Source organism: Variovorax sp. Root473 (assembly GCF_001426505.1).
GTDB lineage: Bacteria > Pseudomonadota > Gammaproteobacteria > Burkholderiales > Burkholderiaceae_C > Variovorax.
This window is the reverse complement of sequence record NZ_LMEV01000017.1, coordinates 1,075,827-1,099,466: the sequence shown is the minus strand read 5'-3', so window position 1 is coordinate 1,099,466 and position 23,640 is coordinate 1,075,827. Positions and strand designations below refer to the sequence as shown.

Genomic DNA, 23,640 nt, shown 5'->3' with positions numbered 1-23,640 from the left:
TCAAAGGCCTCAGGGCGGCGCGCCAGATTGCTGGCACGCTGGTGGCTCTCGCATCGACCGCGCATTGATTCCAACAGCGCAAAAGGAAACACCATGGCAAAAGAAGGCATCCACCCGAATTACCGCGAAGTTCTGTTCGTCGACATGTCGAACGGCTTCAAGTTCGTGACCCGTTCGTGCGCGAACACCAAGGAAATGGGCAAGACCGACGACGGCCGCGAGCTGCCCCTGTTCAAGCTCGACACCACCAGCGAATCGCACCCCTTCTACACCGGCACGCAAAAGTCGGTGGACAACATGGGCGGTCGCGTCGAGAAGTTCCGCAACCGTTTCGGCAAGACCGCTGCCAAGTAATCAGGCACGCGCTCTGGCGTCGAGGGCAGCCCGGTTTACCGCGCTGCCCTTTTTCTTTCCAATCACCCTCTCGCTTCTTCCGCCTCACCCTTGAACCAGCCGACCCCCGCGATCGTTGCCCAGAATGCCGTACGCCGGCTACCGCGCGTCGCGTTGCTGCTGTTGTGCGCGGCCTACCTGCTGCCGGGCCTGCTCGGCCGGGGGCCCTGGAAGAGCGCCGACATCACGGCCTTCGGCTACATGGCCGAACTGGCCCGCAGCACCGAGGGTCTCGCCCGCTGGTTCGACCCGCTGCTGCTGGGCATGCGCCCCGAGACCCCCGCGCTGATCCCCTACTGGATCGGCGCCTGGGCGATCCAGCTCGCCCCGTCGTGGGTCAACCCCGACCTGGCCGTGCGCTTCGTGTTCGCGCTGATGCTGTGGGGCACCTTCACTGCGACCTGGTACGCCGTCTATTACCTCGCCCGCACGCCACGCGCCCAGCCCGTGGCCTTTGCCTTCGGCGGCGAGGCGCGTCCCACCGACTACGCCCGTGCCATCGCGGACGGCGGCCTGCTGGCGCTGATCGCCTCGCTCGGCCTGGCCCAGCTTGGCCATGAAACCACGCCCGCGCTGGCGCAGCTGTACTTCGCCTCGCACCTGTTCTACGGCGTGGCCGCACTGCCGTACCGCCGCGTCGGCCCGGTGATCGCGCTCGTGGTCGGCACCCTGGGCATGACGCTGAGCGGCGGGCCGACGGTCGGCCTTGCACTGGCGATCGGCAGCGCCGTGTACATGGCCTACGAGCGCCACCAGCGCGCCATCCGTGCAGCGGAAGGCTTCAGCGACGGCGAGAGCCCCGGTTTTTCTTTCGGCGCCCTGCTGACGATGGTCGGCATCACCGTGCTGGCCGCGGCGCTGGTCCTCGGCCTGGGCCTGGCGCAATGGAAGATCACGCTGGGCAACTCGCTGCTGTCCGACGTGCGCAGCCAGGCCAAGTTGCTGCTCTGGTTCACCTGGCCGGTCTGGCCGCTCGCGCTCTGGACGCTCTGGCGCTGGCGCCGCCAGTGGCTCGAGCGCCACGTCGCGCTGCCGCTGTGGTTTGCGCTGGTGCCGCTGGCCGCCACCTGGACCACCGACTTCTCCGACCGTTCGCTGCTGCTGGCCCTGCCCGCCTTCGCCACGCTGGCGGCCTTTGCGTTGCCGACCTTTCGTCGCAGCGCGGCGGCGCTGATCGACTGGTTCAACGTGCTGTTCTTCAGCGGCCTGGCCGTGCTCGGCTGGATGTACTGGATCGCCATGCTGACCGGCGCGCCACGCAAGGCCGCCGCCAGCGTCGCGCGGCTGGTGCCGGGCTTCGTGGCCGAGTTCTCGCCGGTCGCCTTCGTGCTCGCCCTGGCCGCCACGCTGGCCTGGTGCTGGCTGGTGCGCTGGCGCACCGGGCGCCACCGCGCCGCGCTCTGGAAGACGCTGGTGCTGCCGGCCGGCGGCACGGCCCTGTGCTGGATGCTGCTGATGACGCTCTGGCTGCCGCCCATCGACTACGCGCGCAGCTACATCCCGCAGGTGCGCGCCGTGACCGAGCGCATCGGCCATCCGCGCTGCGTGGCCGAACTGGCGCTGAGCCGCCCGCACATCGCGGCGCTGCGCCACCACGGCAACCTCAACCTGCAGCCGATGCTGCTGGGCAACAACTGCCCGTGGCTGCTCGTGAGCCCCGACACCATCGAGCGGCTGCACACCATCATCCCGATGGACCAATGGCGCTTCAGCGGCACCCTGCGCCGCCCCAGCAGTCCCGCGGACGATCTGCTGCTCTACGAAAAGATCGTGCGCTGACCCGTGAGCAGCAGCACGCACGGGAGCGAACGCGGACTCATCGCACGGCACGCCGGCACGGTGTTGATCGGCCAGCTGGCCGTGATGGCCTTCGGCGTGGCCGACACCATCATCGCGGGCCGCTATTCCGAAAGCGCGCTGGCTGCGCTGTCAGTGGGTGCCGCGATTTTCGTCAGCGTGTATGTCTCACTCATGGGGGTGCTGCAGGCGCTGCTGCCGGTGTGGGCCGAACTGCACGGCGCCAACCGGGGCAGCGAAATCGGCCGCTCGGTGCGCCAGTCGCTCTACCTCGCAGCCATCGCCGTGGTGGTCGGCATGACCGTGCTGCTGCTTCCCGGCGCCGCGCTGCGCTGGACCCAGGTGCCCGCCGACATGCGCGGCGAGGTCGAGGCCTACCTCGCGGTGCTGGCCTTTGCGTTGGCGCCCGCCCTGCTCTTTCGCCTTTTCAGCACGCTGAACCAGAGCCTGGGCAAGCCCAAGCTCGTGACCTGGCTGCAGCTGGCCTCGCTGCTCGTGAAGCTGCCGCTGTCGGTCTGGTTCACCTTCGGCGGTGCCGGCCTGCCGGCGATGGGGCTGGTGGGCTGCGCCTGGGCCACGCTGTGCGTGAACTGGGCCATGCTCGGCTGTGCAATCTGGCTGCTGCGCCACGGCGCGTTCTACCGTGGTTACCAGCTGTGGGAGCGCATCGAAGCGCCCGACTGGCGCCAGATCCGCCTGTTCGCGCGGCTGGGCGTGCCCGGCGGCCTCGCGGTGCTGGTCGAAGTGACGTCGTTCACGCTGATGGCGCTCTTCATCGCGCGCCTGGGAACCACTGCGGCGGCGGCGCACCAGATCGCCTCGAACCTGCTGGCCGTGGCCTACATGACGCCGCTGTCGCTCGCCATCGCGACCAGTGCCCGTGTGAGCTTCTGGCTCGGCGCCGGCGACACTGCCCGGGCGCGCCATGCCTGCCGACTGGGCTTCGAACTCACGGCGCTGTTCGCGCTGCTGTACGCCGGCGCCATGGCCGCGTTCCGCACGCAGCTCGCCAACGTGTACTCCGACAACCCCGCCGTGATCGCGATGGCCGCGGCGCTGCTGGTCACGGTGGCGATCTACCACGTCGCCGATGCCTTTCAGACGCTGTGCGTCTTCGTGCTGCGCTGCTACCGCGTGACGCTGGCGCCGCTGGTCATCTACTGCGCGATGCTCTGGGGCATGGGCCTGGGCGGCAGCTACCTGCTGGCCTACCGCGGCCTGGGGCCGTGGCCCGCCATGCAGTCGCCGCTGGCCTTCTGGCTCATGAGCGCCGCCGCGCTGGCGCTCACCGCATTGCTGTTCGTCGCGCTGCTGCGCTGGACGATGAAAGCGCGGGCGCACTGAGCGCCAGCGGCTGCCTGCTTACTTGCTGGCCATCACGCGCGCTTCGCGCACCCGCGTCGCCGGGAACAGCAACGCAAAACGGCTGCCCTTGCCGACCGTGCTCTCGATGCGCAACTCCGCCCCGTGGCGCTGCGCGATGTGCTTCACGATCGCCAGCCCGAGCCCGGTGCCGCCGGTCTCGCGTGAACGGCTGCGGTCGATGCGATAGAAGCGCTCGGTGAGCCGCGGGATGTGCTCGGCGGCAATGCCCGGGCCCGTGTCGCGCACGGCGTATTCACCGCGCCCGTCGGGCAGCACCCGCCATGTCACGGCCACCTCGCCACCGCCGGGCGTGTAGCGGATGGCGTTGGTCACGAGGTTCGACATCGCGCTCTGCAGTTCGGTCGGCGCGCCCGACAACTCGGACTCGGCCTCCGACGTGAACGTGAGCTTGTGCCCCTGCGGCGTGAGCCGGCCCGACAGCCCGCGCCCTTCGTCTTCACATTGCGCCAGCAGCGCGCGCATGCGCACCCACTGGTTGCCCGAGGGTGCCGCGCTGCCTTCCAGCCGCGACAGCGTCAGCAGGTCGTTCACCAGCGTTTCCATGCGGTGCGACTGCTGCCCCATCAGCGACAGGTAGCGCGTGCGCTCGTCGACATCGAGCGGCAGGTTCTGCAGCGTTTCGACAAAGCCGGCCAGCACCGTGAGCGGCGTGCGGATCTCGTGCGACACGTTGGCCACGAAGTCGCGCCGCATCGCCTCGGCCTGCTCCAGCGCCGTGATGTCGCGCGTGAGCAGCATGCGCCGGTTGCCGGCGTACGGGTGCACCTGCACCGACAACCGCACCGGATGGCCGCGATGCTGCGCATGCACGGGGCCCGGCGCGTCGATGACCACGTCACGGCTGTAGTTCCATGAGGCCAGGTAGGCCACGAAGGACGGGTCGCGCACCAGATTTGCCAGGTGCTGCAGCAGGTCGCGCTCGGCGTCGATGCCGAATTGCCCCGCCGCCGTCTGGTTGCACCACTCGATGCGGCCCTGCTCGTCGAGCAGCACCACGCCGTTGGGCGAAGCCTGGATGGCGGCCAGGAACTCCTGCAGCCGGTCTTCGGCCTGCCGGGTCTGCTGTTCACGCTCGCGCAGCAGCTTGCGGATGCGCTCCGAGAGCTCGCCCCACACGCCCGGCCCCCGCGAGGGCAGCCCGGCCGCGTCGTTGCGCAGCACGCGCAGCAGGCGTTCGGCGCGCCAGGCATCAAAGCCCAGCCAGAGCACCGCGCCCAGCCAGGCGCCCAGCCAACCGTACTTCCAGCCGAAAAGGCCGACAGCGCCCACCGCGATTGCGAGGGACGCTATTAAAAAAGTAGCAATACGAAAAGGCATGGCGGGCGATTATCCGCGCCCGCCGCCGAGGCTCACGGCGCTGCTCACACCGTGACTTGGGCCGTCAGCCGGTAGCCCGCGCCGCGCACGGTTTCCACCATGGGCGCAGCCGCACCCAGCGACTCGCGCAGGCGCTTGACGTGCACGTCGACCGTGCGCTCCTCGATGTAGACGTGGTCGCCCCACACCTTGTCGAGCAGCTGGGCGCGGCTGTGCACGCGCTCGGCATGCTGCATCAGGTAGGCCAGCAGCTTGAACTCGGTCGGACCGACCTTCAGCGCCGCGCCCTGCCACGTCACGCGGTGGGTGGAGGTATCGAGCGCCAGCTCGCCGATCTCGACGCGCTCGGTCACCACCTCGGGCGCACGGCGGCGCAGCACGGCGCGGATGCGCGCCAGCATTTCCTGGGTGGAGAACGGCTTGGTGATGTAGTCGTCGGCGCCGGCATCCAGCCCGGCGACCTTATCGGGCTCGTCGCCGCGCGCCGTCAGCATCAGGATCGGGATGGCCTTGGTGCGCGGGTCCTTGCGCCATTGGCGCGCGAGCTGCAGGCCGCTCTGGCCCGGCAGCATCCAGTCGAGCAGGATCAGGTCCGGCAGGAAGGCGTCGATTTCGCGCTGGGCAGCGGCGCCGTCCTCGGACCAGATCGGCTCGAAGCCGTTGTGGCGCAGATTGACGGCGATCAGCTCGGCGATCGAGGATTCGTCTTCGACGATCAGGACTCTTGGTTTCTTCATGCGTTATGGGGAGTCTTTGCGGCGACGGTCGTCACTGCAATGCCGACTCGATTTCCTCCATCGAAGTGTGCCGCACATCGGCGCCCTTGACGATGTAGATGATGAACTCGGCGATGTTCTTGGCGTGGTCGCCGATGCGTTCGATGGCCTTGGCCAGGAACAGCAGGTCCAGGCTGGCGGAGATGGTGCGCGGGTCTTCCATCATGTAGGTGACCAGCTTGCGCACGAAGCCGTCGAACTCCTTGTCGATGAGGTCGTCGTCTTTCAGGATCGACAGCGCGGCGCCCGTATCCAGGCGCGCGAAGGCGTCCAGCGCGGTGCGCAGCAGGTTCGAGGCCAGGTCGGCGGCAATGCGCAGCTCGGTGGTGGGCAGCTGGCGGGCCGATCCGCTTTCGATGATCGACTTGACCATGCGCGCGATCTTGTTGGCCTCGTCGCCCACGCGCTCCAGGTTGGCGGTGGTCTTGCTGATGGCGATGAGCAGGCGCAGGTCGCGTGCCGTGGGCTGGCGCCGGGCGATGATCGACGACAGCTCGCGGTCGATCTCGATCTCCATCGCGTTGACGCGGTGCTCGGTCTCCATCACGCGGTCGGCGGCTTCGGCGTCGAACTGCAGCAGGGCGTACACGGCCTGGTGGATCTGCGACTCGACCATGCCGCCGAGCTCCATCACGCGCGACGAGACGCCGTTGAGTTCGCTGTCGAACTGGCTGGAAAGGTGTTTCTCGGTCATGGTGTTTCCTTTGACTCAACTCAACCGAAGCGGCCGGTGATGTAGTCCTCGGTCTCCTTGCGCTGCGGCTTGAAGAACATCTGTTCGGTGGCGCCGAACTCGATCAGGTCGCCCAGGTACATGTAGGCGGTGTAGTCGCTGCAGCGGGCGGCCTGCTGCATGTTGTGGGTCACGATGACCACGGTGTACTCGTTTTTCAGCTCGGCAATCAACTCTTCGATCTTTGCGGTCGAGATCGGGTCCAGGGCGGAACACGGCTCGTCGAGCAGCAGCACTTCCGGCTTGATCGCGATGCCGCGTGCAATGCACAGGCGCTGCTGCTGGCCACCCGACAGGCCCGAACCGCTTTGCTGCAGCTTGTCGCGCACTTCGGTCCACAGGGCCGCCTTCTTCAGGGCCCACTCGACGCGGTCATCCATCTCGCTGGCCGAGAGGTTCTCGAACAGCTTCACGCCGAAGGCGATGTTGTCGTAGATCGACATCGGGAACGGCGTGGGCTTCTGGAACACCATGCCGACCTTGGCGCGGATCAGCGCCACGTCCTGCTTCGACGTGAGCAGGTTCTCGCCGTCCAGCGCAATGGTGCCTTCGGCGCGCTGCTCGGGATACAGCTCGAACATGCGGTTGAAGGTGCGCAGCAGAGTCGACTTGCCGCAGCCCGACGGGCCGATGAAGGCCGTGACCTTGTTCTCGGGAATCTCCAGGTTGATGCCCTTGAGCGCGTGGAACTTGCCGTAGTAGAAGTTCAGGTCCTTGACCGAAATCTTCGAGCGCGACGGTTGTTGTTGTGCGACGGTGTTTGGCATGTGGGCGCCTTCTTGATTTAGTGTTTGTTGCGCGTCAGCACGCGCGCCAGGATGTTGAGGGCAAGCACGGCGACGGTGATCAGGAACACGCCGGCCCATGCCAGCTGTTGCCAGTTCTCGTACGGGCTCATCGCGAACTTGAAGATCGTGACCGGCAGGCTGGCCATCGGCTGGCTCACGTCGGCGGTCCAGAACTGGTTGTTCAGCGCGGTGAAGAGCAGCGGCGCGGTCTCGCCCGCGATGCGCGCCACGGCCAGCAGGATGCCCGTGACCACACCGGCGCGCGCGGCGCGCAGCGTGATGCTCAGGATGACCTTCCACTTCGGCGTGCCCAGCGCGTAGGCCGCTTCACGCAGGCCCGGCGGCACGAGCTGCAGCATGTTCTCGGTGGTGCGGATCACCACCGGAATCACGATGAGTGCCAGCGACAAGGCGCCGGCCAGGCCCGAGAAGGTCTTGAAGTAGGCCACCACCACCGCGTAGACGAACAGGCCGATCACGATCGAGGGCGCCGACAGCAGGATGTCGTTGACGAAGCGCGTGATCGAGGCCAGCAGGCCCTTGGGGTTGTACTCGGCCAGGTAGATGCCGGCCATGATGCCGATGGGCGTGCCCACGAAGGTCGCCAGCATCACCATCACGAACGAACCGAAGATCGCGTTGGCAATGCCGCCCGCCTCGTTCGGCGGCGGCGTCATCTCGGTGAAGGTGGCCAGCGCCAGGCCGCCCACGCCCTGGCGCAGCGTTTCCCAGAGGATCCACACCAGCCAGAACACGCCGAACGCCATCGCGGCGAGCGACAGCGCGAGCGCGATCTTGTTGACGCGGTTGCGCGCGGCGAACTTCGCCTGGCGCGTCTCGGCCAGGGTCTTGGCGTTGATCAGGTTTTGCGCGGTGCTCACGATTTGGTTCCTTCGCTCTTCTTCATCTGGGCCAGCAGCATCTTCGAGAGCGACAGCACGACGAAAGTGATGAAGAACAGCACGAGGCCGAGGTACATCAGCGCGGCCTGATGCAGGCCCGCGCCGGCTTCGGCGAATTCATTGGCCAGCGCCGAGGTGATGCTGTTGGCAGCCTCGAACACCGACAGGGAGTTGAGCTGGTTCATGTTGCCGATCACGAACGTGACGGCCATGGTTTCGCCCAGTGCGCGGCCGAGGCCGAGCATGATGCCGCCGATCACGCCGGCCTTGGTGTAGGGCAGCACGACCTTGGAGACGACTTCCCAGGTGGTGGAGCCCAGGCCGTAGGCGGACTCCTTGAGCAGCGCGGGCGTCACCTCGAACACGTCGCGCATCACCGAGGCGATGAACGGAATGATCATGATCGCCAGGATGATCCCGGCCGACAGGATGCCGATGCCCACGGGCGGGCCGGACACCAGCGCGCCGAGGTACGGCACGCCGGCCAGCAGCTTTTGCAGCGGCTGCTGCACCCAGGTCGAAAGAATGGGGCCGAAGACCAGCAGGCCCCACATGCCGTACACGATGGACGGCACGGCAGCCAGCAGTTCAATGGCGGTGCCCAGCGGGCGCTTGAGCCAGTTGGGCGAGAGTTCGGTCAGGAACAGCGCAATGCCGAAGCTCACCGGCACGGCGATCACCAGTGCGATGAACGAGGTGGCCAGCGTGCCGTAGATCATCACGAGGCCGCCGTACTCGTCCTTCACCGGGTCCCACACGCTGCTCGTGAGGAAGCCGAGGCCGTACTTCGAAATGGCAGGCCAGGCACCGACGACCAGCGACAGCAGGATGCCGATCAGCATCGCGAGCGTCAGCAGCGCGGCGCCCTTGGCGGCCCAGCCGAAGATTCGGTCGGCCATGGGGCCGGAACGGGGCGCCTTCACGGGCGGCGGAGGAGCGGCAGAGGTGCGCGCGCGCTCGGCCGCGAGGTCGAGAGAAGCGGCAGCAGCGGGGAAGGTGGATGACACGGGTCGCTCCGGCAAAGACGAAAGCGGCGCGTCCTGGAGCGAAGAGTTGCTCATGGGCGCGCCGTCCTGGAGGGTGGATGAAGGGTTGCTTCTTTGCTTACTTGAACGCGACCGGCTTGCCCGATGCGTCCTTCACTTCACCCCATGCCTTGGCGATGGTGGCCTTCACGGCATCGGGCATCGGCACGTAGTCGAGTTCGTCGGCCGTCTTGTCGCCGCCCTTGTAGGCCCAGTCGAAGAACTTCAGCACGGTGGTGGCGTTGGCGGGCTTGTCCTGCACCTTGTGCATCAGGATGAAGGTGGCGCCGGTGATGGGCCAGGAATCCTTGCCGGCCTGGTTGGTCAGCACCTGGTAGAAGCTCTTGCTCCAGTCGGCACCGGCGGCAGCAGCCTTGAAGGCGGTGTCCTCGGGCGAGACGAACGAGCCGGCTGCGTTCTGCAGTTGCGCGTAGGTCATCTTGTTCTGCTTGACGTAGGCGTACTCGACGTAGCCGATCGAGTTGGGCAGGCGGTTCACGAAAGCGGCGACGCCTTCGTTGCCCTTGCCACCCGCGCCGGTGGGCCAGTTCACGGCCGTGCCTTCGCCGACCTTCGACTTCCACTCGGCGTTGACCTTGCTCAGGTAGTTGGTGAACAGGAAGCTGGTGCCGGAGCCGTCGGCGCGGCGAACCGGGGCGATGGCGGCGTCAGGCAGGGCCAGCGAGGCGTTCAGAGCCTTGATGGCGGGGTCGTTCCACTTGGTGATCTTGCCCAGGTAGATGTCGCCCAGCACCTGGCCGTTGAGCTTCAGTTCACCCGGCTTGATGCCGGAAATGTTCACCACGGGGATCACGCCGCCGATGACGGTGGGGAACTGCATCAGGCCCTTGGCTTGCAGCTCTTCGTCCTTCAGGGGAGCGTCCGAGGCGCCGAAGTCGACGGTCTTGGCTTCGATCTGCTTCAGGCCAGCGCCCGAACCGACCGACTGGTAGTTGATCTTGACGCCGGTGGCCTTGTTGAAGTCGGACGCCCACTTGGCGTACAGCGGTGCCGGGAAACTGGCGCCGGCGCCGGTCACGTCTTGGGAAAGGGCGGGAAGGGAGAACAGCGCGGTCACGAGGCCGGCGGTTGCAAATTTGAACGTCGTTTTCATAAAGCTTCCTTGAGAAGTAAGAAGTAGTCCCTTTCGGGGCTCGAACGGACTCTAAAAAGCTTTTGTGACATCGATGTGACACCCCGCTGTCGAGGGAAAATGCCGCGGCACGGGCCGGGTGGTGTGTGACGCTGTCACATAACCGTCATTCGCCCCGCCTAACCTCCAGCCCTCGCCGTGACGCGACTGGGGAGGCGGCGCCTAGCTGTCACGGCGCTACGATCAGAGAACCGCCCTCTTCACTACAACAATGCAAAACGGCACCCGCCTCGCAGCGGTCGATCTCGGCTCCAACAGCTTCAGGCTGGAAATCGGCCAGGTCGACCATGGACAGATCCATCGCACCGAGTACCTCAAGGAAACCGTGCGCCAGGGCAACGGCCTGGACAGCGCACGCAACCTCACGACCGAAGCCATGCAGCGCGGCTGGGACGCCCTCGCCCGCTTCGGCGAACGGCTGGCCGGCTTCAAGCGCTCGCAGGTGCGCGCCGTCGCCACACAGACCTTGCGCGAAGCACGCAACCGCGAAGAATTTCTTTTGCGTGCACGCACCATCCTCGGCTTCGGCATCGACGTGATCCCGGGCCGCGAAGAAGCCCGCCTGATCTACCAGGGCGTCGCGCACCACCTGCCGCACACCGACGCGTCCGACGAGGAACGCCGCCTCGTCATCGACATCGGCGGACGCTCCACCGAAATGATCATCGGCCACGCGCTCGAGGCCGAGCGCATGGAGTCGTACCGCGTGGGCAGCGTCGCCTGGTCGATGAAGCATTTCGGCGAAGGCCAGTTCACCGCCCCCGCCTTCCGCGCTGCCGAAGTCGCGGCCAAGGCCGTGCTGGACGATGCGCTGTCAAGCTACACCCGCGACCAGTGGGACGTGGCCTACGGCGCCTCCGGCACCATTGGCGCGGTCGGCGACGTGCTCGCCGCGGCCGGCGGCGACGCCGGCCTCGTCACACGCGACGGCCTCGACTGGCTGCTCGACCGCCTGCTCAAGGCCGGCAGCATCGACAAACTGCGCATCGACGGCATGCGCGAGGACCGCAAGGCCGTGATCGGCGGCGGCCTGAGTGTGCTGCGCGCGGTGTTCGACCTGCTCGACATCCAGGAAATGAAGGTCGCCCAGGGCGCCCTGCGCCATGGCGTGCTGTACGAATTGCTCGAGCGCGACGAGAGCGTGGCCGACATGCGCAGCGCCACCGTGGCCCGGCTCGCCACCCGCTTCGCGGTCGACACAGCCCAGGCCAAGCGCGTGAGCGACACCGCCGCCGCGCTGTTCGTGCAGCTCGCCCCCGCCGCGCGCGGCGGCAGCACATCGAACCGCGCCGGCCGCGCGCTGCGCAAGCTCGGCTGGGCCGCGCAGCTGCACGAGATCGGCACCCTGGTGTCGCACAGCGACTATCACAAGCACGGCGCCTACATCCTCGACAACGCCGATGCGCCGGGCTTTGCAGTGAATGAGCTGCATGCGCTCGGCCAGCTGGTGCTGGGCCAACGCGGCAAGCTGCGCAAGCTCGAAGCCTCGCTCGACGACGAGACCTTCGTGATGCAGCTGCTCGCGCTGCGACTGGCCGTGATCCTGTGCCATGCGCGCCGCGATCCCGACCCGCAGGCACTGCACCTCGCAGCACTGGGTGCGCGCGCCTTCATGATCGCCTGCGCTCCCGACTGGGCAGAGGCCTATCCGCAGTCCGCACACCTCCTGCGCGAAGAAGTGCTGGCCTGGCAAAAGACCAGCAACTGGCGCGTTGAATTGAGCTAACCCCCAGTCTTCGCGCACTTCGTGTCGCTTCGCCAACCCCCTTGCAGGGGGCAACACCAACGGCCCGGCAAAGCCGGTTCCGTGGTGTTCGCTTGAAAGACAGCCCCCCATCGAGGGCCGGGGAACGTCAGAGGAGTTCGGGGGCCTGCACCGTCACCACGACGGTCTGCACGTCGCCGTCGCGCTCGCGGGTGCGGATCCACCACAGCGAGCCCTTGCGCACCGGACAGCTGTCCTGCTTCAGGCCGAGCAGCAGCGAGATCGCCTGCCCCAGCGAGGGCTGGTGGCCGATCACCAGCACCACCGACTTGCCGTTGGGCCAGCCCGTGGCGGCCAGCAGTGCGTCGGGGGTGGTGTCGGGCGACAACTCGGAACGCAGCTTGTACTTGCGGCCCAGCGCCAGCGCGGTCTGCTCGCAGCGGCGCGCCGGGCTGCACACGATGCGCGTGCCGTCGGGCAGTTGCCGGTCGAGCCAGGAGGCCATGCGCTTGGCCTGTTTTTCGCCGCGCGGCGTGAGCGAGCGATGCATATCGTCACACCCTTCGGTCCAGTCCTCGGCTTCGGCGTGACGCCAGAAGATCAAGTCCATGCTCATCGTCCTTCGAACTTCCTCTTCAATTTCAATTGCCGGATGCATCACGGTGGTTTCCTCGTGATGCATAGCGGCCCATCAAGGCGGCCTGGGCGCCATGCGCTTCGATCGCGGGGGACGCGCCCGCCTCGCCGGGGTGCGTGTCGTGGTTGACGCGCGTGTAGATGCCGTCGCCACCCAGGTCCCAGGCGTCGCGGCCGTCGTGCAGATAGGCCACCAGGCACTCGTCGATGAGGCGCTGGCGCAGCGTGGGGTCGGTCACCGGCCAGGCCAGTTCGATTCGCCGCATCATGTTGCGGTTCATCCAGTCGGCGCTCGACAGGTACAGCGACTCGTCCTCGCCATGGCGGAAATAGAACACGCGCGAATGCTCCAGGAAGCGCCCGATGACCGAGCGCACGCGGATGTTGTCGGTGAGGCCCAGCACCTGCGCCGGCAGCGTGCAGGCACCGCGCACGATGAGGTCGATCTTCACGCCCTTCTGCCCCGCGCGAATGAGCGCGTCGATGATGCCCTCGTCGGTCAGCGCATTCATCTTGGCGACGATGCGCGTCGGCTCGCCGTTCGCGGCGGCCTGCCCCAGCGCATCGATGCGCGCGACCAGGTTCTTGTGCAGGTCGAAGGGCGCGAGCCACATGCGGTTGAGCTTGGGCAGGCGGCTCTGGCTGGCCAGGTGGACGAACACGGCCTCCATGTCGGCGGTGAGCGCGGGGTCGGCCGTGAGGTGGCTGATGTCGGTGTACAGCCGCGCCGTGCGTGGGTTGTAGTTGCCGGTCGACAGATGGCCGTAGCGACGCAGCTGCTTGCCCTCGCGGCGCGTGACCAGCAGCATCTTGGCGTGGGTCTTCAGGCCCACCACGCCGTACACCACCTGGGCGCCGATCGATTCGAGCATCTCGGCCCAGTTGATGTTGGCCTCTTCGTCGAAGCGCGCCTTCAGCTCGACCACCACTGTCACCTCTTTGCCGCGGCGCACGGCTTCGCGCAGCAGGTCCATGAGCTCCGAGTCGGCGCCGGTGCGGTAGATGGTCTGCTTGATGGCGAGCACCTGCGGATCGAGCACGGCATCGCGCAGGAAGGCCAGCACGCCGTCGAAACTTTCAAAGGGCTGGTGGATCAGCACGTCGCCGCGCTGCAGCCGGTCGAAGAACGACTGCGCGGGCGACAGCGTGACGGGGAACGACGCCACATACGGTGGAAAACGCAGCTGCGGCTCGCCGATCAGGTCGATGAGCTGCGTGAGGCGCGCCAGGTTCACCGGCCCGTGCACGCGGTACAGCGCCTGCGGCGGCAGGTTGAACTGCGCCAGCAAGAAGCTCGCAAGCGATTCGGCGCAACTGGCCGATACCTCGAGCCGCACGGCCTGTCCGTAGTGGCGATGCTGCAGGCCCTGGCGCAGCGCGGTGCGCAGGTTCTTGACGTCTTCCTCGTCGACCGCAAGGTCGGAGTGGCGTGTCACACGGAACTGCGAGAAGTCGCCCACCTCGCGGCCCGGGAACATGCTCGACAGATGCGCGCGCACCACGCTCGACAGCGCCACGAACAGCGTCTTGCCGTCCGACACCTTGGCCGGCATCTTGATCAGGCGCGGCAGCACGCGCGGCAGCTTGACGATCTGGATCGGGTTCTCGCGGCCGAAGGCGTCCTTGCCGCCGAGCCGCACGATGAAGTTCAGCGACTTGTTCGCCACCTGCGGGAACGGGTGCGCCGGATCGAGCCCTACCGGAATCAGCAACGGGCGCACCTCGCGCTCGAAATATTCGCCCACCCATTTGCGCTGCGCCGGGTTGCGCTCGCCGTGCGACACGATGTGGATGCCGCGCGTGGCAAAGATCGGCATCAGCTCGTCGTTGTACAGCGCGTACTGCCGCGCGACCAGCGCATGGGCGGCTTCGGCCAATCGCTCGAACGACTCGACCGTGTAGCTGCCCTTGCGGTCGCCGGCGCTGCCCGCGCTCAGGTGCGGCGCAGCGCGCACCTCGAAGAACTCGTCGAGGTTCGACGACACGATGCACAGGTAGCGCAGCCGCTCGATAAGCGGCACCTCGGGGCGACGCGCCCAGTCGAGCACGCGCTCATTGAAGGAAAGGATGCTGTGGTCGCGGTCCAGCAACGCGAACGAAGGCGCGGCATCGGCACGCGACGGGTCAGCGAGGACGGAAGGCATGGGCACTGATTCTGGAGCAAGCGGCACGGGAGAACACGTCGGCTGAAATATGACAGTGTCAACGTCGCTCGTGACAGTTCCATGACATCCGCGTGACGCGCCCGGCATCGCGGGGAGCGCCTCTGACATATTCTGCGACGGCAGTGCAGCGTGCGGCCCGACGTCGGGCCGGATGGCCGCCGGCTTCATGCGCCGAGAAAATGCTTGCGGTAGCGCGCCGGCAGGTCGTCGATGCGCATCAGCATCGGCAGGTCGGCGGTGTTGAAGTCCGGGTCCCAGGCCGGCGCGCCGAGTACTTTCGCGCCTAGGCGCAGGTAGCCCTTGATGAGCGCGGGCGGTTCCACGTCGAGCGCGCTGTCGAGCCGTTCGACCGGCAGCGGCAGGCGCGGCTGCACCTGGTATTGAATCGGCGCGAGGTGGCTGGCCGAGAGCTGGCGCCAGATGCTGGCCGCCGCGTCGCCGCTGGTCACGCCGTTGTGCGACATCGGGATGCTCGCGCAGCCGATCATGGTGTCGAGCTTGTTGCGATGCATGAAGCCGGCCAGCGCGCCCCACAGCGCGAGGATCACGCCGCCCTGGCGGTGCTCGGCGTGCACGCAGCTGCGGCCCAGCTCGACCATGCGCTCGCGCAGGTCACGCAGGCGGGTCAGGTCGAACTCAGTGTCGCTGTAGGTGCTGCCAACGCGGCGCGCCTGCGCGGGGGTCAGCACGCGGTAGGTGCCGATGACCTGGCCCGTGAGTTCGTCGCGTACCAGCAGGTGTTCGCAGAAGTCGTCGAACAGGTCGATGTCGTGGCCGGCCAGCGGCGTGGTCAGGCGTGCACCCATTTCGCCGACGAACACATCGTGACGCAGGCGTTGCGCCGCGCGCACGTCGTCCAGATGGCGCGCCCAGCTCACCGTGATGCCCGGCTTGCCGGCCTCGGCGGCCGGCGGCGCGATGACGGCCAGCGGCGCGGCGGGCACCGACGTGCGGGTGGCCAGTGCGACGGCGGTTGCGGCAACAACGGCGGGGGTTCCGGCCGCGGGTGCAGGCCACAGGGCTGCGCGCAGTCCGAGCTGCGAGAGCGGAAACGTCGGGTTCGGCAGTTCTTTCATGGGAAATCCCTTTCTGCCGACCGAGTCTGGACACGCGCAATGAAAGCCGCATGTCAGCAGCGTGGCAGCCACATGACGTTGTTACAACACGCACGGCGCTCGATCCGGCGCTGCTTCGGCGTCTAATGCAGAGCATCGCGACCCGGAGTTCGACCCCATGGCCACCGATGCACCAGGCGCCAACAGCCGCCTGCACCAGACCTTCCCCGTTCTCAGTGACGCCGAGATGGCACGCATTGCCAGCTTCGGCAGCGTGCAGCGCTTTGCGCGCGGCGAGCGGCTGTTCACCGCCGGCGAGACCGGCGCTGGCATGTTCGTGCTGCTCAAGGGCGTGGTCGCCGTCACGCAGCGCGACGGTCTCGGCCACGTGGTGCCGATCGCGCGCCAGGGGCCGGGCGAATTCCTCGCCGAGGTCGGCCAGTTGAGCGGGCGCCCTGCCCTGGTCGACGGCCATGCCGACGAAGAGGTCGAGGCGCTGGTCGTGCCGCCGGACCGCCTGCGCGCGCTGCTGGTGGCCGAGGCCGACCTGGGCGAGCGCATCACGCGCGCGCTGATCCTTCGGCGCGTGGCGCTGATCGAATCGGGCGCGGCGGGCCCGGTGCTGATCGGGCGACCTGACTCGCCCGAGATGGCGCGGCTGGAGAACTTCCTGCGCCGCAACGGACATCCCTATCACCTGGTCGATGCGGTGGCAGACGCCGATGCCGCCGCGCTGCTCGCGCAGTACGGTCCCGACAAGTTGTTGGCCGTGTGCCCCGATGGCTCCGTGCTCGTCAACCCGAGCGACGAAGGCCTGGCGCGCTGTCTCGGCATGGTCGACACCGCCGCGCGCGACGCGCTCTACGACGTGGCCGTGGTCGGCGCCGGCCCGGCCGGCCTCGCGACCGCGGTGTATGCCGCGTCCGAGGGGTTGCGCGTGATCGTGCTCGACTGCCGCGCCTTCGGCGGCCAGGCCGGCGCCAGCGCACGCATCGAGAACTACCTGGGCTTTCCGACCGGCATCTCGGGGCAGGCGCTGGCGGGCCGCGCATTCGTGCAGGCGCAGAAGTTCGGCGTCGAGATGCTGATTCCGGCGCAAGTGGAAGCGCTCGACTGCTCACGCGAGAACGCCCTCGGCAGCCTCGCACTGAAGCTCACTGACGGCCGCACGATCAGCGCCCGCACGGTGGTCATCGCAAGCGGCGCGCGCTACCGCCGCCCCGGCGTGCCGCGCCTTGCCGAATTCGAAGGCCGCGGCATCTGGTACTGGGCCTCGGCCATCGAGGCCAAGATCTGCGCGCAGCAAGAAGTCGCGCTGGTGGGCGGCGGCAACTCGGCCGGGCAGGCGGCGGTGTTCCTGTCGCGCCATGCGGCCAAGGTCAACGTGCTGGTGCGCGGGCCGTCGCTGGCGGCCAGCATGTCGCGCTACCTCATCGACCGCATCGAGGCCACGCCCAACATCTCGCTGCAGCCGCACACCGAACTCGTGCGGCTGCACGGCGCACCCGAAGAAGGCCTCACGGGCGCGACGTGGCGCTGCCACACCTCGGGCCAGGAGCACGACTGCCCGGCACGCAACATCTTCCTGTTCGTGGGCGCGGAGCCCGAGACCTCATGGCTCGGCGGCTGCGGCGTGTCGGTCGACCGCCACGGCTTCGTGCTGACCGGCCCGGCCGCCAGCAGCGGCTTTCCGGCGCGCCCCGCCGCCGCGCTCGAATCGAGCGTGTCCGGCGTGTTCGCGGTGGGCGACGTGCGTTCGGGCTCGGTCAAGCGCGTGGGGGGTGCGATCGGCGAAGGCGCCGCGGTGGTGGCGCTCATTCACCAGCGCCTGTCGTCGGCCTCGGCCGTGGCCTGAATTTTTCTTTTTGCTCCGAGACACCCATGCCCATTCAAGCCTGCGAACACGTTCCCGCCGACCTCGCGCAACCGCACACGCCCCAAGGCTGCGAAGACTGCCTGAAGACCGGCGACACCTGGGTGCACCTGCGCCTGTGCGTGCACTGCGGCCATGTGGGCTGCTGCGACTCGTCGAAGAACCGCCACGCCACGAAGCACGCGCGGGCCGAAGCGCATCCGGTGATCCAGTCGATCGAGCCCGGCGAACACTGGATGTGGTGCAACGCGCACGAACGGCAGGTGGGGTGATCGGGCCGCACCTGCGCAACAGGCCAATGCCCGCACCCGCACGCGGCCGGATGCGCGTGTATATGCTGCCGTTCTCCCGTCCCAACCCTCTCACTCCGGAGCCCGCGACATGCCCGCATCGCCCATCGAGGTCTATTCCTGGCCCACGCCGAACGGCCACAAGGTTCACATCATGCTCGAGGAGTGCGGCCTGCCGTACCGCGCGCACCCGGTGAACATCGGCACTGGCGACCAGTTCGCGCCCGAGTTCCTGAAGATCAGCCCGAACAACAAGATTCCCGCCATCACCGACCCCCACGGGCCGGACGGCCAGCCAATCTCGCTCTTCGAATCGGGCGCGATCCTCGTGTACCTCGCAGGCAAGACCGGCAAGTTCCTGCCCACCGGCGACCGCGAACGCTACGACGTGCTGCAGTGGCTCATGTTCCAGATGGGCGGCGTCGGCCCGATGCTCGGCCAGGCGCACCACTTCCGCCTCTACGCGCCCGAAAAGATCGCCTATGCCATCGACCGCTACACCAACGAGGCCAAGCGCCTGTACGGCGTGATCGACAGGCAACTGGCAAAGCACAAGTTCATCGCAGGCCAAAGCTATTCGATTGCCGACATCGCCATCTTCCCTTGGCTGCGCAGCTGGGAAAACCAGGGCATCACCCTCACAGACTACCCACACCTGAAGGCCTGGTTCGACGGCATTGCCGCGCGCCCCGCCGTGCAGCGCGGCGTGAAAGTGCTGGCCGACCTGCGCCGTCCGATCACCGACGACAAGGCGCGCGAGATACTTTTCGGCAAGACGCAGTATGAGAAGCGCTGAGTGGCCCCTTATTCGGGCTAGAATCGAAGGCTTGGCGGGGTGTAGCGCAGCCTGGTAGCGCATCTGGTTTGGGACCAGAGGGTCGAAGGTTCGAATCCTTTCGCCCCGACCAAAAGAAAAGTGAAAGCCTGCAACGATGAAAGTCGTTGCAGGCTTTTTTCTTTCCGGCGCGGTCGCGATCTGACGAACCTCGAGCGCCGTTTAGACGTTTCGTAGCACACCCCACCGCTTTCCGTACATCAGGCAACGCCACTGCCTTGTTGTTACACGGCAATAGCAACCTTTTTCTTACGGGACTACCCGCGTGACACTCGGCGGTCACGCAGAATCGACCCAATCGTGATCTTGTTTACAAAGTAAGCTGAGTTGCGTTTACAAAGCCGAAGAGCTGAGTCAGGGATGGACGTCGCAGCAAACCCTCATCACCCCTGGACCCTTTTCCGATGCTGAATTACTTTTCCCGCTGTTCTTGCGGCCTCAGGCATCTCGTACGAATCGAGCGCAGGCCATGGATGCGGCTCTTCTCGAGCCAGCGCTTCTACCAATGCAGCGCCTGCGGAAAGAAGCAACTGGCCTCCGAACGCGCGGTGAACGACGCCGTCTGGAAATACCGTTCGCAAAACCCCTGACAGCACGCCCATCGCGCGAATTCATCTCATCGCGGCGGTGCAGTGGCCGCCCCTGGCAGCCGCGCCACTCACATGCGCTCGGACCCCCTGCGCAACGGTCCGCGAAGGGGTCGTGGCTGGAGGGATGTAGGTAGAATCCTTGCTTTCCCGGTCAGAGGCAGAAGCATCCAGACCGCTGATTTTTCGGATCTGTTGTCGCATTCCATGCGTCCCGAGAACTGAAGGCTCAGGCCTTCTCTGCTCAACCGGAATCTGCCCGTAGCTCAGTTGGATAGAGCACCTGCCTTCTAAGCAGGTTGTCGGGGGTTCGATCCCCTCCGGGCAGGCCAATTTCGTCTCTAACCACGGCGGATTTCTCCAACCGATCAATCGACCGGGCCTCCAGACGATTGGCGTCGGCCGCTTCCATCTGACCGAAATGCATGCGCTGGGCGCAGGTGGCCGCATCGGTGATCTGCTTGACTGCTGCGGCCTCGAATCCGGGGTCTGCTTACTGATGGCACCTCCCATTGGGCCTCAGGTTTGAGGCTCAGAGATGTCTAGAAAACCCCGAGGCGATTCACTAGAGGCAAGGTCGGACGCCCACCGCGCCAGGGCTGGTGGCCTCCTGCCCGGCGACCCTCGCGCATCCCGCGTGCCTTCGGGCCAAGGGAATGCAGGGTCAAGGCGCGCGCGTCAGCCGCCCACCGGTACAGCAAGGGCCGGTCGCAGCGGGTTCCACGACGTCGACGATGCCCTCAGCACCTCGCCCTGAACTGCTGGTCGCGCGCTTCTTTGCGCTGCTCGGCGATCCACGATTGGGTCGCGCCACTTTGCGGCTGTCGCGCCAGGCGGTCGTAGTAAGCCACCCGCTCATTGAAGTGCGCGCAGCGCGAGGTGTCGCCATTGCTCCCCGTCACGCCCGGCGAGGTCGCACCGCGTTGCTGCGCGGCCTGTTGCTGGACCGCATGGCCACGCCGGGTTTGCTGATCGGCAATCTCCACCTGCTGGTCCCACGGCAGTCCGCCCGGAACCGGCTCGATGCGCTCGACCAGCGCGCCCCGCTCGCGACAGTGGTTCGGCGACCAGAACCGTCCGCCGCTGTTGCTCACGCAAAGAAACACCTGCGAAGCACCTGCTGCATCGAGGTTGCGCACCGGCGGCGACACATCGACCACACGGCCTGCCCCGCTTGCGCACGGCTCACCGCTGTACTGGTTGCCGCATCGGTAGACCTGCTGTGCCTGGGCCATGCCGCAGGCGATCAGGAGAAGGCTGGCGAGAGTGATGAGGCGCATGGTGCGATGGTAGCGACGCACATGCCCTGCCACAGGGTGTTCACCCTCAGGCCCGCATCGCCACCGCCGGCAACAACGCCTCGCGCGCGCGCTCCGAGAGCGGCACGCCCTGCGGCAACAACGACAACGCCTGTGCCCCGCGCGCCGCGGTGCCCACATTGGCCACGAAGGTGCGCCGTGCGTCGCGGAACTCGAAGATCAGGTTGAAGGTGCCATAGGCCTCGCGCACATCGACCCGGCGGATGTCGGCAAAGGGCCGCTGACGCTGACGCAGCACGCGGTACACCAACTGCTCGCTTTCGATGCGGAAGACAGGATTCAGGCTGTTGGTCGTCAGCGCCACCCACGGCAGTCCACGCAGACCGGTGAACGTGGCCACAACGGGAACCACGCCGCCCTTGATCGCGAGCGGCACAGCGCCCGCACGGGGCGTCCTGGGCGTGCGAAGCTTCTTCCAGACCCGGTAGATGAACCACAAGGACAGCCCTTGAAGGACGATCGCGCCGACGCCCGCAAGGACAGTCATCCCATCCATCTGCATGTCGCCTTCCTCTGCGAAAAAAACCTGGGCCCTCCCCGGCGAGGCGCCATTAGAGCAGAGGGTTTGCAGCGCACAGGCCTGCCCTTCGCCTTTTGAATTGTTGATTCAATACTGTACATTTGAACAGTATTCTTAAGGAATCACATGCCGAAGAACGCATCCCAGTCCAACGCGTGGTGAACCATGACCCAAGCTGAACTCTTCTTCCCTCGGGCGACAACGCCGCCTCCCACCGTCTTTCACTTTCACGAGCCCGCGCCTGTGGCCCCATCTGAAGCATCCGAAGAAGACGAGCCGCGCGAAGCCTTCTGCGCCAAGCTGGTCGACTATCCCCACTCGCCGGCCGACGCGGTCAGGGTCGCGGAACAACGCTTCCGGCGCGAACTCGAGAAGCAACTCGGCGCCGACGTGCTGCCGGTGATGCGTGCCTTCCAGAACGCCAGCGAATCGAGCGACACCGACCTCACCAAGACCGAAATCGCCCTGGCCGCGCGCTGGATCAAGGCCTATGACGCCGCGCGCAAGGCAGGCTTTCGCGACCTGGGCGACACGGACGAGGCGTACTTCGAGGTCAAGGCGGTCTGAGTCGCGGTCCAGTGCGCGTTCACCCGGCCGCGCATAAGAAAACACGAAAAGCGTATTTCCCCCCGAGGGCATCGCGCGGGCACAGTCCCACGCCTGTATCGCTCTTTTCCGGCGCGCCCTCGGGGCCGCCCGGCTCGCCATGGCATCCCTTCACGACACGCCGACGCGCCCTGCCGCGCCGTCGGCAACCACCCGTTCGTCCACGCTCGCGCCCTCTTCGCAGCAACTGGTCGAGCGCTTCCGCCCTGTCTTCGACCGCATCGCCGAGCACGGCGCGCAGCGCGAGCACGCGCGCGAACTGGCCTACGCGCCGGTGGCCTGGCTCAAGGCCGCTCGCTTCGGTGCGCTGCGCGTGCCGCTCGCGCACGGCGGCCTGGGCGCGTCGGTCGAGCAGCTGTACGACCTGCTGATCGAACTCGGCGAGGCCGACTCCAACCTGCCGCAGATTCTTCGCGCGCACTTCGGCTTCATCGAGCGCCTGTTCGCCGAGATCGACCCCGCCTTGCACGGCCCGTGGATGCGCCTCGCAGCCGACGGCGTGATCTTCGGCAATGCCACGACCGAGCTGGGCGAAGGCGAGATCGGCGCGCTGCAGACCACGCTCACGCGCGACACGAACGACAGCGCCGATGCGTGGCGGCTGGACGGCGACAAGTTCTACAGCACCGGCACGCTCTACGCCGACTGGATCTCGGTCGCGGCCCAGCGCCTGAACGACGACGGCAGCAGCGACCGCGTGATCGCCCTCGTGCCCGCTGAAGCGGCGGGCGTCGAGCGCGTGGACGATTGGCGCGGCTTCGGCCAGCGCCTGAGCGCATCGGGCACGACGCGCTTTCGCCAGGTGCGCGTGAAGCCCGAGCACGTGCTGCTGTACGTGCGCGACCAGCCGACACCGCTCACCGCGCACTTCCAGCTCACGCACCTGGCCACGCTGGCAGGCATTGCGCGCGCCATCGTGCGCGATGCCGTGGCCTTCGTGCAGCCGCGCAAGCGCGTGTACAGCCACGGCAGCGGCGCCACGCCGCGTGAAGATCCATTGGTGCAGCAGGTGATCGGCCAGCTCGCGAGCACGGCCTTCGTGGCCGCGTCGACCGTGCAGGCGGTGGCGCGAGGGCTCGGCGAAGTCGATCGCCACCTGCAGCGCGGCGAGCCCGTGCCCGAGCAGCTGCTGTTCGAGGTGGAGCTGAACACCGCCAAGGCGCAGGCCGGCATCGTCGATGCGGTGCTGCAGGCGGGCACGCGGCTGTTCGACATCGGTGGCGCCTCGGCCTTGCAGGAAGACCGTCGGCTCGACCGGCACTGGCGTAATGCGCGCACGCTGGCATCACACAACCCGACGATCTACAAGGGGCGCGTGGTCGGCGACCACCTGCTCAATGGCGCGCGGCCGACCTTTTACTGGGCCGTCGGCGCCATCGCGTCCTGAGTCGGAAAGAGAGAAAAAGCGAGGCGGTGTTCAGACCCGCGGCAGCGCCGCGAGAAAGGTCGACACCACGATGGCCGCTGCGCGGTCGAGCTGCAGGATGTCGGCGACGTCGAAGGCATTCGGCGCCGTGTGGCCGCTGGTGCCGAGCGGCTTGCGGATTTCGACCAGCACTTCGGCCGCGAGTTCGCGATCGCTGCGCGGACGGCCGTCGGGGTGCATCACCCACTCATCGACCTGCTCGATGGGGATGCTGCGAAACACGCCCACGATCGGGACGTACTTGTAGCGGTCCTCGCCCACGAGGATGGGCACGCTGAGATTGCAAGAAAACGTATTCGTCGACATGCGGAACGCCGTCGCCAGCCAAAGCCAAGGAGTTGATTAATTGTTTT

Annotated in this window: 23 protein-coding genes and 2 tRNA genes; 12 read left to right on the top strand and 13 right to left on the bottom strand. The window is 67.1% G+C overall.

Annotated elements, in window-relative coordinates; genetic code table 11:
- The first annotated feature begins 93 nt into the window (after positions 1-93).
- The 3 genes from ASD34_RS18475 (at position 94) to ASD34_RS18465 (ending at position 3,534) form a co-directional block, all read left to right on the top strand.
- The gene (locus tag ASD34_RS18475) at positions 94-354 is read left to right on the top strand and encodes a type B 50S ribosomal protein L31 (protein ID WP_056580149.1); all 261 of its coding nucleotides are present in this window, start codon (positions 94-96) and stop codon (positions 352-354) included.
- 90 nt (positions 355-444) lie between these two features.
- Positions 445-2,172, top strand: a complete 1,728-nt coding sequence (locus ASD34_RS18470) for a hypothetical protein (RefSeq protein ID WP_056580148.1) — start codon at positions 445-447, stop codon at positions 2,170-2,172.
- A 3-nt stretch (positions 2,173-2,175) separates the two neighbouring features.
- Positions 2,176-3,534, top strand: a complete 1,359-nt coding sequence (locus ASD34_RS18465; protein ID WP_056580147.1) for an MATE family efflux transporter — start codon at positions 2,176-2,178, stop codon at positions 3,532-3,534.
- Between the two features lie 18 nt (positions 3,535-3,552).
- Here ASD34_RS18465 and phoR read toward each other — a convergent pair whose 3' ends face one another.
- Genes phoR through pstS form a run of 7 tightly spaced genes read right to left on the bottom strand, consistent with a single transcriptional unit; the run spans position 3,553 to position 10,231 of the window.
- Positions 3,553-4,893 (bottom strand): phosphate regulon sensor histidine kinase PhoR, encoded by a 1,341-nt coding sequence (gene phoR / locus ASD34_RS18460; RefSeq protein ID WP_200937601.1) that lies wholly within the window; start codon positions 4,891-4,893, stop codon positions 3,553-3,555.
- A 44-nt stretch (positions 4,894-4,937) separates the two neighbouring features.
- On the bottom strand, positions 4,938-5,630 hold the full coding sequence (gene phoB, locus ASD34_RS18455) for a phosphate regulon transcriptional regulator PhoB (protein ID WP_056580146.1): 693 nt from the start codon (positions 5,628-5,630) through the stop codon (positions 4,938-4,940).
- Between the two features lie 31 nt (positions 5,631-5,661).
- Positions 5,662-6,363, bottom strand: a complete 702-nt coding sequence (gene phoU, locus ASD34_RS18450; RefSeq protein ID WP_056580145.1) for a phosphate signaling complex protein PhoU — start codon at positions 6,361-6,363, stop codon at positions 5,662-5,664.
- 20 nt (positions 6,364-6,383) lie between these two features.
- A complete protein-coding gene (pstB, locus tag ASD34_RS18445; protein WP_056580144.1) occupies positions 6,384-7,169 on the bottom strand; it encodes a phosphate ABC transporter ATP-binding protein PstB in 786 nt (261 codons plus the stop codon).
- Between the two features lie 17 nt (positions 7,170-7,186).
- Positions 7,187-8,071 (bottom strand): phosphate ABC transporter permease PstA, encoded by an 885-nt coding sequence (gene pstA, locus ASD34_RS18440; RefSeq protein WP_082548816.1) that lies wholly within the window; start codon positions 8,069-8,071, stop codon positions 7,187-7,189.
- A complete protein-coding gene (gene pstC / locus ASD34_RS18435) occupies positions 8,068-9,153 on the bottom strand; it encodes a phosphate ABC transporter permease subunit PstC (RefSeq protein ID WP_157609710.1) in 1,086 nt (361 codons plus the stop codon). The genes pstA and pstC overlap by 4 nt, the downstream gene beginning before the upstream one ends.
- 43 nt (positions 9,154-9,196) lie before the next feature.
- The gene (pstS, locus tag ASD34_RS18430) at positions 9,197-10,231 is read right to left on the bottom strand and encodes a phosphate ABC transporter substrate-binding protein PstS (protein WP_056580143.1); all 1,035 of its coding nucleotides are present in this window, start codon (positions 10,229-10,231) and stop codon (positions 9,197-9,199) included.
- Positions 10,232-10,481: 250 nt separating this feature from the next.
- Between pstS and ASD34_RS18425 the strand changes: the two genes are divergently transcribed.
- Positions 10,482-11,996, top strand: coding sequence for a Ppx/GppA phosphatase family protein (locus tag ASD34_RS18425; protein ID WP_056580142.1), 1,515 nt, complete (start codon positions 10,482-10,484; stop codon positions 11,994-11,996).
- Positions 11,997-12,123: 127 nt separating this feature from the next.
- Here ASD34_RS18425 and ASD34_RS18420 read toward each other — a convergent pair whose 3' ends face one another.
- Genes ASD34_RS18420 through ASD34_RS18410 form a run of 3 tightly spaced genes read right to left on the bottom strand, consistent with a single transcriptional unit; the run spans position 12,124 to position 15,852 of the window.
- Positions 12,124-12,585 carry a SixA phosphatase family protein gene (locus ASD34_RS18420; RefSeq protein ID WP_056582519.1) on the bottom strand — a complete coding sequence of 154 codons (462 nt, stop codon included), beginning with the start codon at positions 12,583-12,585 and terminating at the stop codon, positions 12,124-12,126.
- A gap of 31 nt (positions 12,586-12,616) precedes the next feature.
- Positions 12,617-14,944, bottom strand: coding sequence for a polyphosphate kinase 1 (gene ppk1 / locus ASD34_RS18415; RefSeq protein WP_056580141.1), 2,328 nt, complete (start codon positions 14,942-14,944; stop codon positions 12,617-12,619).
- On the bottom strand, positions 14,941-15,852 hold the full coding sequence (locus ASD34_RS18410) for a GNAT family N-acetyltransferase (RefSeq protein WP_056580140.1): 912 nt from the start codon (positions 15,850-15,852) through the stop codon (positions 14,941-14,943). The genes ppk1 and ASD34_RS18410 overlap by 4 nt, the downstream gene beginning before the upstream one ends.
- Positions 15,853-16,009: 157 nt before the next feature.
- On the opposite strand from ASD34_RS18410, the gene ASD34_RS18405 reads away from it, so the two are divergent.
- The 6 genes from ASD34_RS18405 to ASD34_RS18385 all read left to right on the top strand — a co-directional run bounded on the left by ASD34_RS18405 (position 16,010) and on the right by ASD34_RS18385 (position 19,748).
- Positions 16,010-17,686, top strand: coding sequence for an FAD-dependent oxidoreductase (locus ASD34_RS18405; RefSeq protein WP_056580139.1), 1,677 nt, complete (start codon positions 16,010-16,012; stop codon positions 17,684-17,686).
- Between the two features lie 26 nt (positions 17,687-17,712).
- Positions 17,713-17,976 (top strand): UBP-type zinc finger domain-containing protein, encoded by a 264-nt coding sequence (locus ASD34_RS18400; RefSeq protein ID WP_056580138.1) that lies wholly within the window; start codon positions 17,713-17,715, stop codon positions 17,974-17,976.
- 109 nt (positions 17,977-18,085) lie between these two features.
- Entirely contained in the window at positions 18,086-18,790 is a 705-nt protein-coding gene (locus ASD34_RS18395) for a glutathione binding-like protein (RefSeq protein WP_056580137.1), read from the top strand.
- Positions 18,791-18,825: 35 nt separating this feature from the next.
- Positions 18,826-18,902: transfer RNA gene (locus ASD34_RS18390), tRNA-Pro, on the top strand.
- A 331-nt stretch (positions 18,903-19,233) separates the two neighbouring features.
- Complete coding sequence (locus ASD34_RS27595) at positions 19,234-19,419, top strand: hypothetical protein (RefSeq protein WP_157609709.1); 186 nt, start codon at positions 19,234-19,236, stop codon at positions 19,417-19,419.
- Positions 19,420-19,671: 252 nt separating this feature from the next.
- A tRNA-Arg gene (locus ASD34_RS18385) sits at positions 19,672-19,748 on the top strand.
- Positions 19,749-20,156: 408 nt separating this feature from the next.
- Here the strand turns inward: ASD34_RS18385 and ASD34_RS18380 are convergent.
- Positions 20,157-20,696 (bottom strand): hypothetical protein, encoded by a 540-nt coding sequence (locus tag ASD34_RS18380; RefSeq protein WP_157609708.1) that lies wholly within the window; start codon positions 20,694-20,696, stop codon positions 20,157-20,159.
- A gap of 46 nt (positions 20,697-20,742) precedes the next feature.
- Positions 20,743-21,237 carry a hypothetical protein gene (locus ASD34_RS18375; protein ID WP_056580135.1) on the bottom strand — a complete coding sequence of 165 codons (495 nt, stop codon included), beginning with the start codon at positions 21,235-21,237 and terminating at the stop codon, positions 20,743-20,745.
- A 261-nt stretch (positions 21,238-21,498) separates the two neighbouring features.
- Here ASD34_RS18375 and ASD34_RS18370 point away from each other — a divergent pair, with 261 nt between their 5' ends.
- Entirely contained in the window at positions 21,499-21,822 is a 324-nt protein-coding gene (locus ASD34_RS18370; protein ID WP_235510114.1) for a hypothetical protein, read from the top strand.
- Between the two features lie 139 nt (positions 21,823-21,961).
- Positions 21,962-23,248, top strand: coding sequence for an acyl-CoA dehydrogenase family protein (locus tag ASD34_RS18365; protein ID WP_056580134.1), 1,287 nt, complete (start codon positions 21,962-21,964; stop codon positions 23,246-23,248).
- A 30-nt stretch (positions 23,249-23,278) separates the two neighbouring features.
- Here the strand turns inward: ASD34_RS18365 and ASD34_RS18360 are convergent, their stop codons facing one another.
- Positions 23,279-23,593 (bottom strand): hypothetical protein, encoded by a 315-nt coding sequence (locus ASD34_RS18360; protein ID WP_056580133.1) that lies wholly within the window; start codon positions 23,591-23,593, stop codon positions 23,279-23,281.
- Between the last annotated feature and the right edge of the window lie 47 nt (positions 23,594-23,640).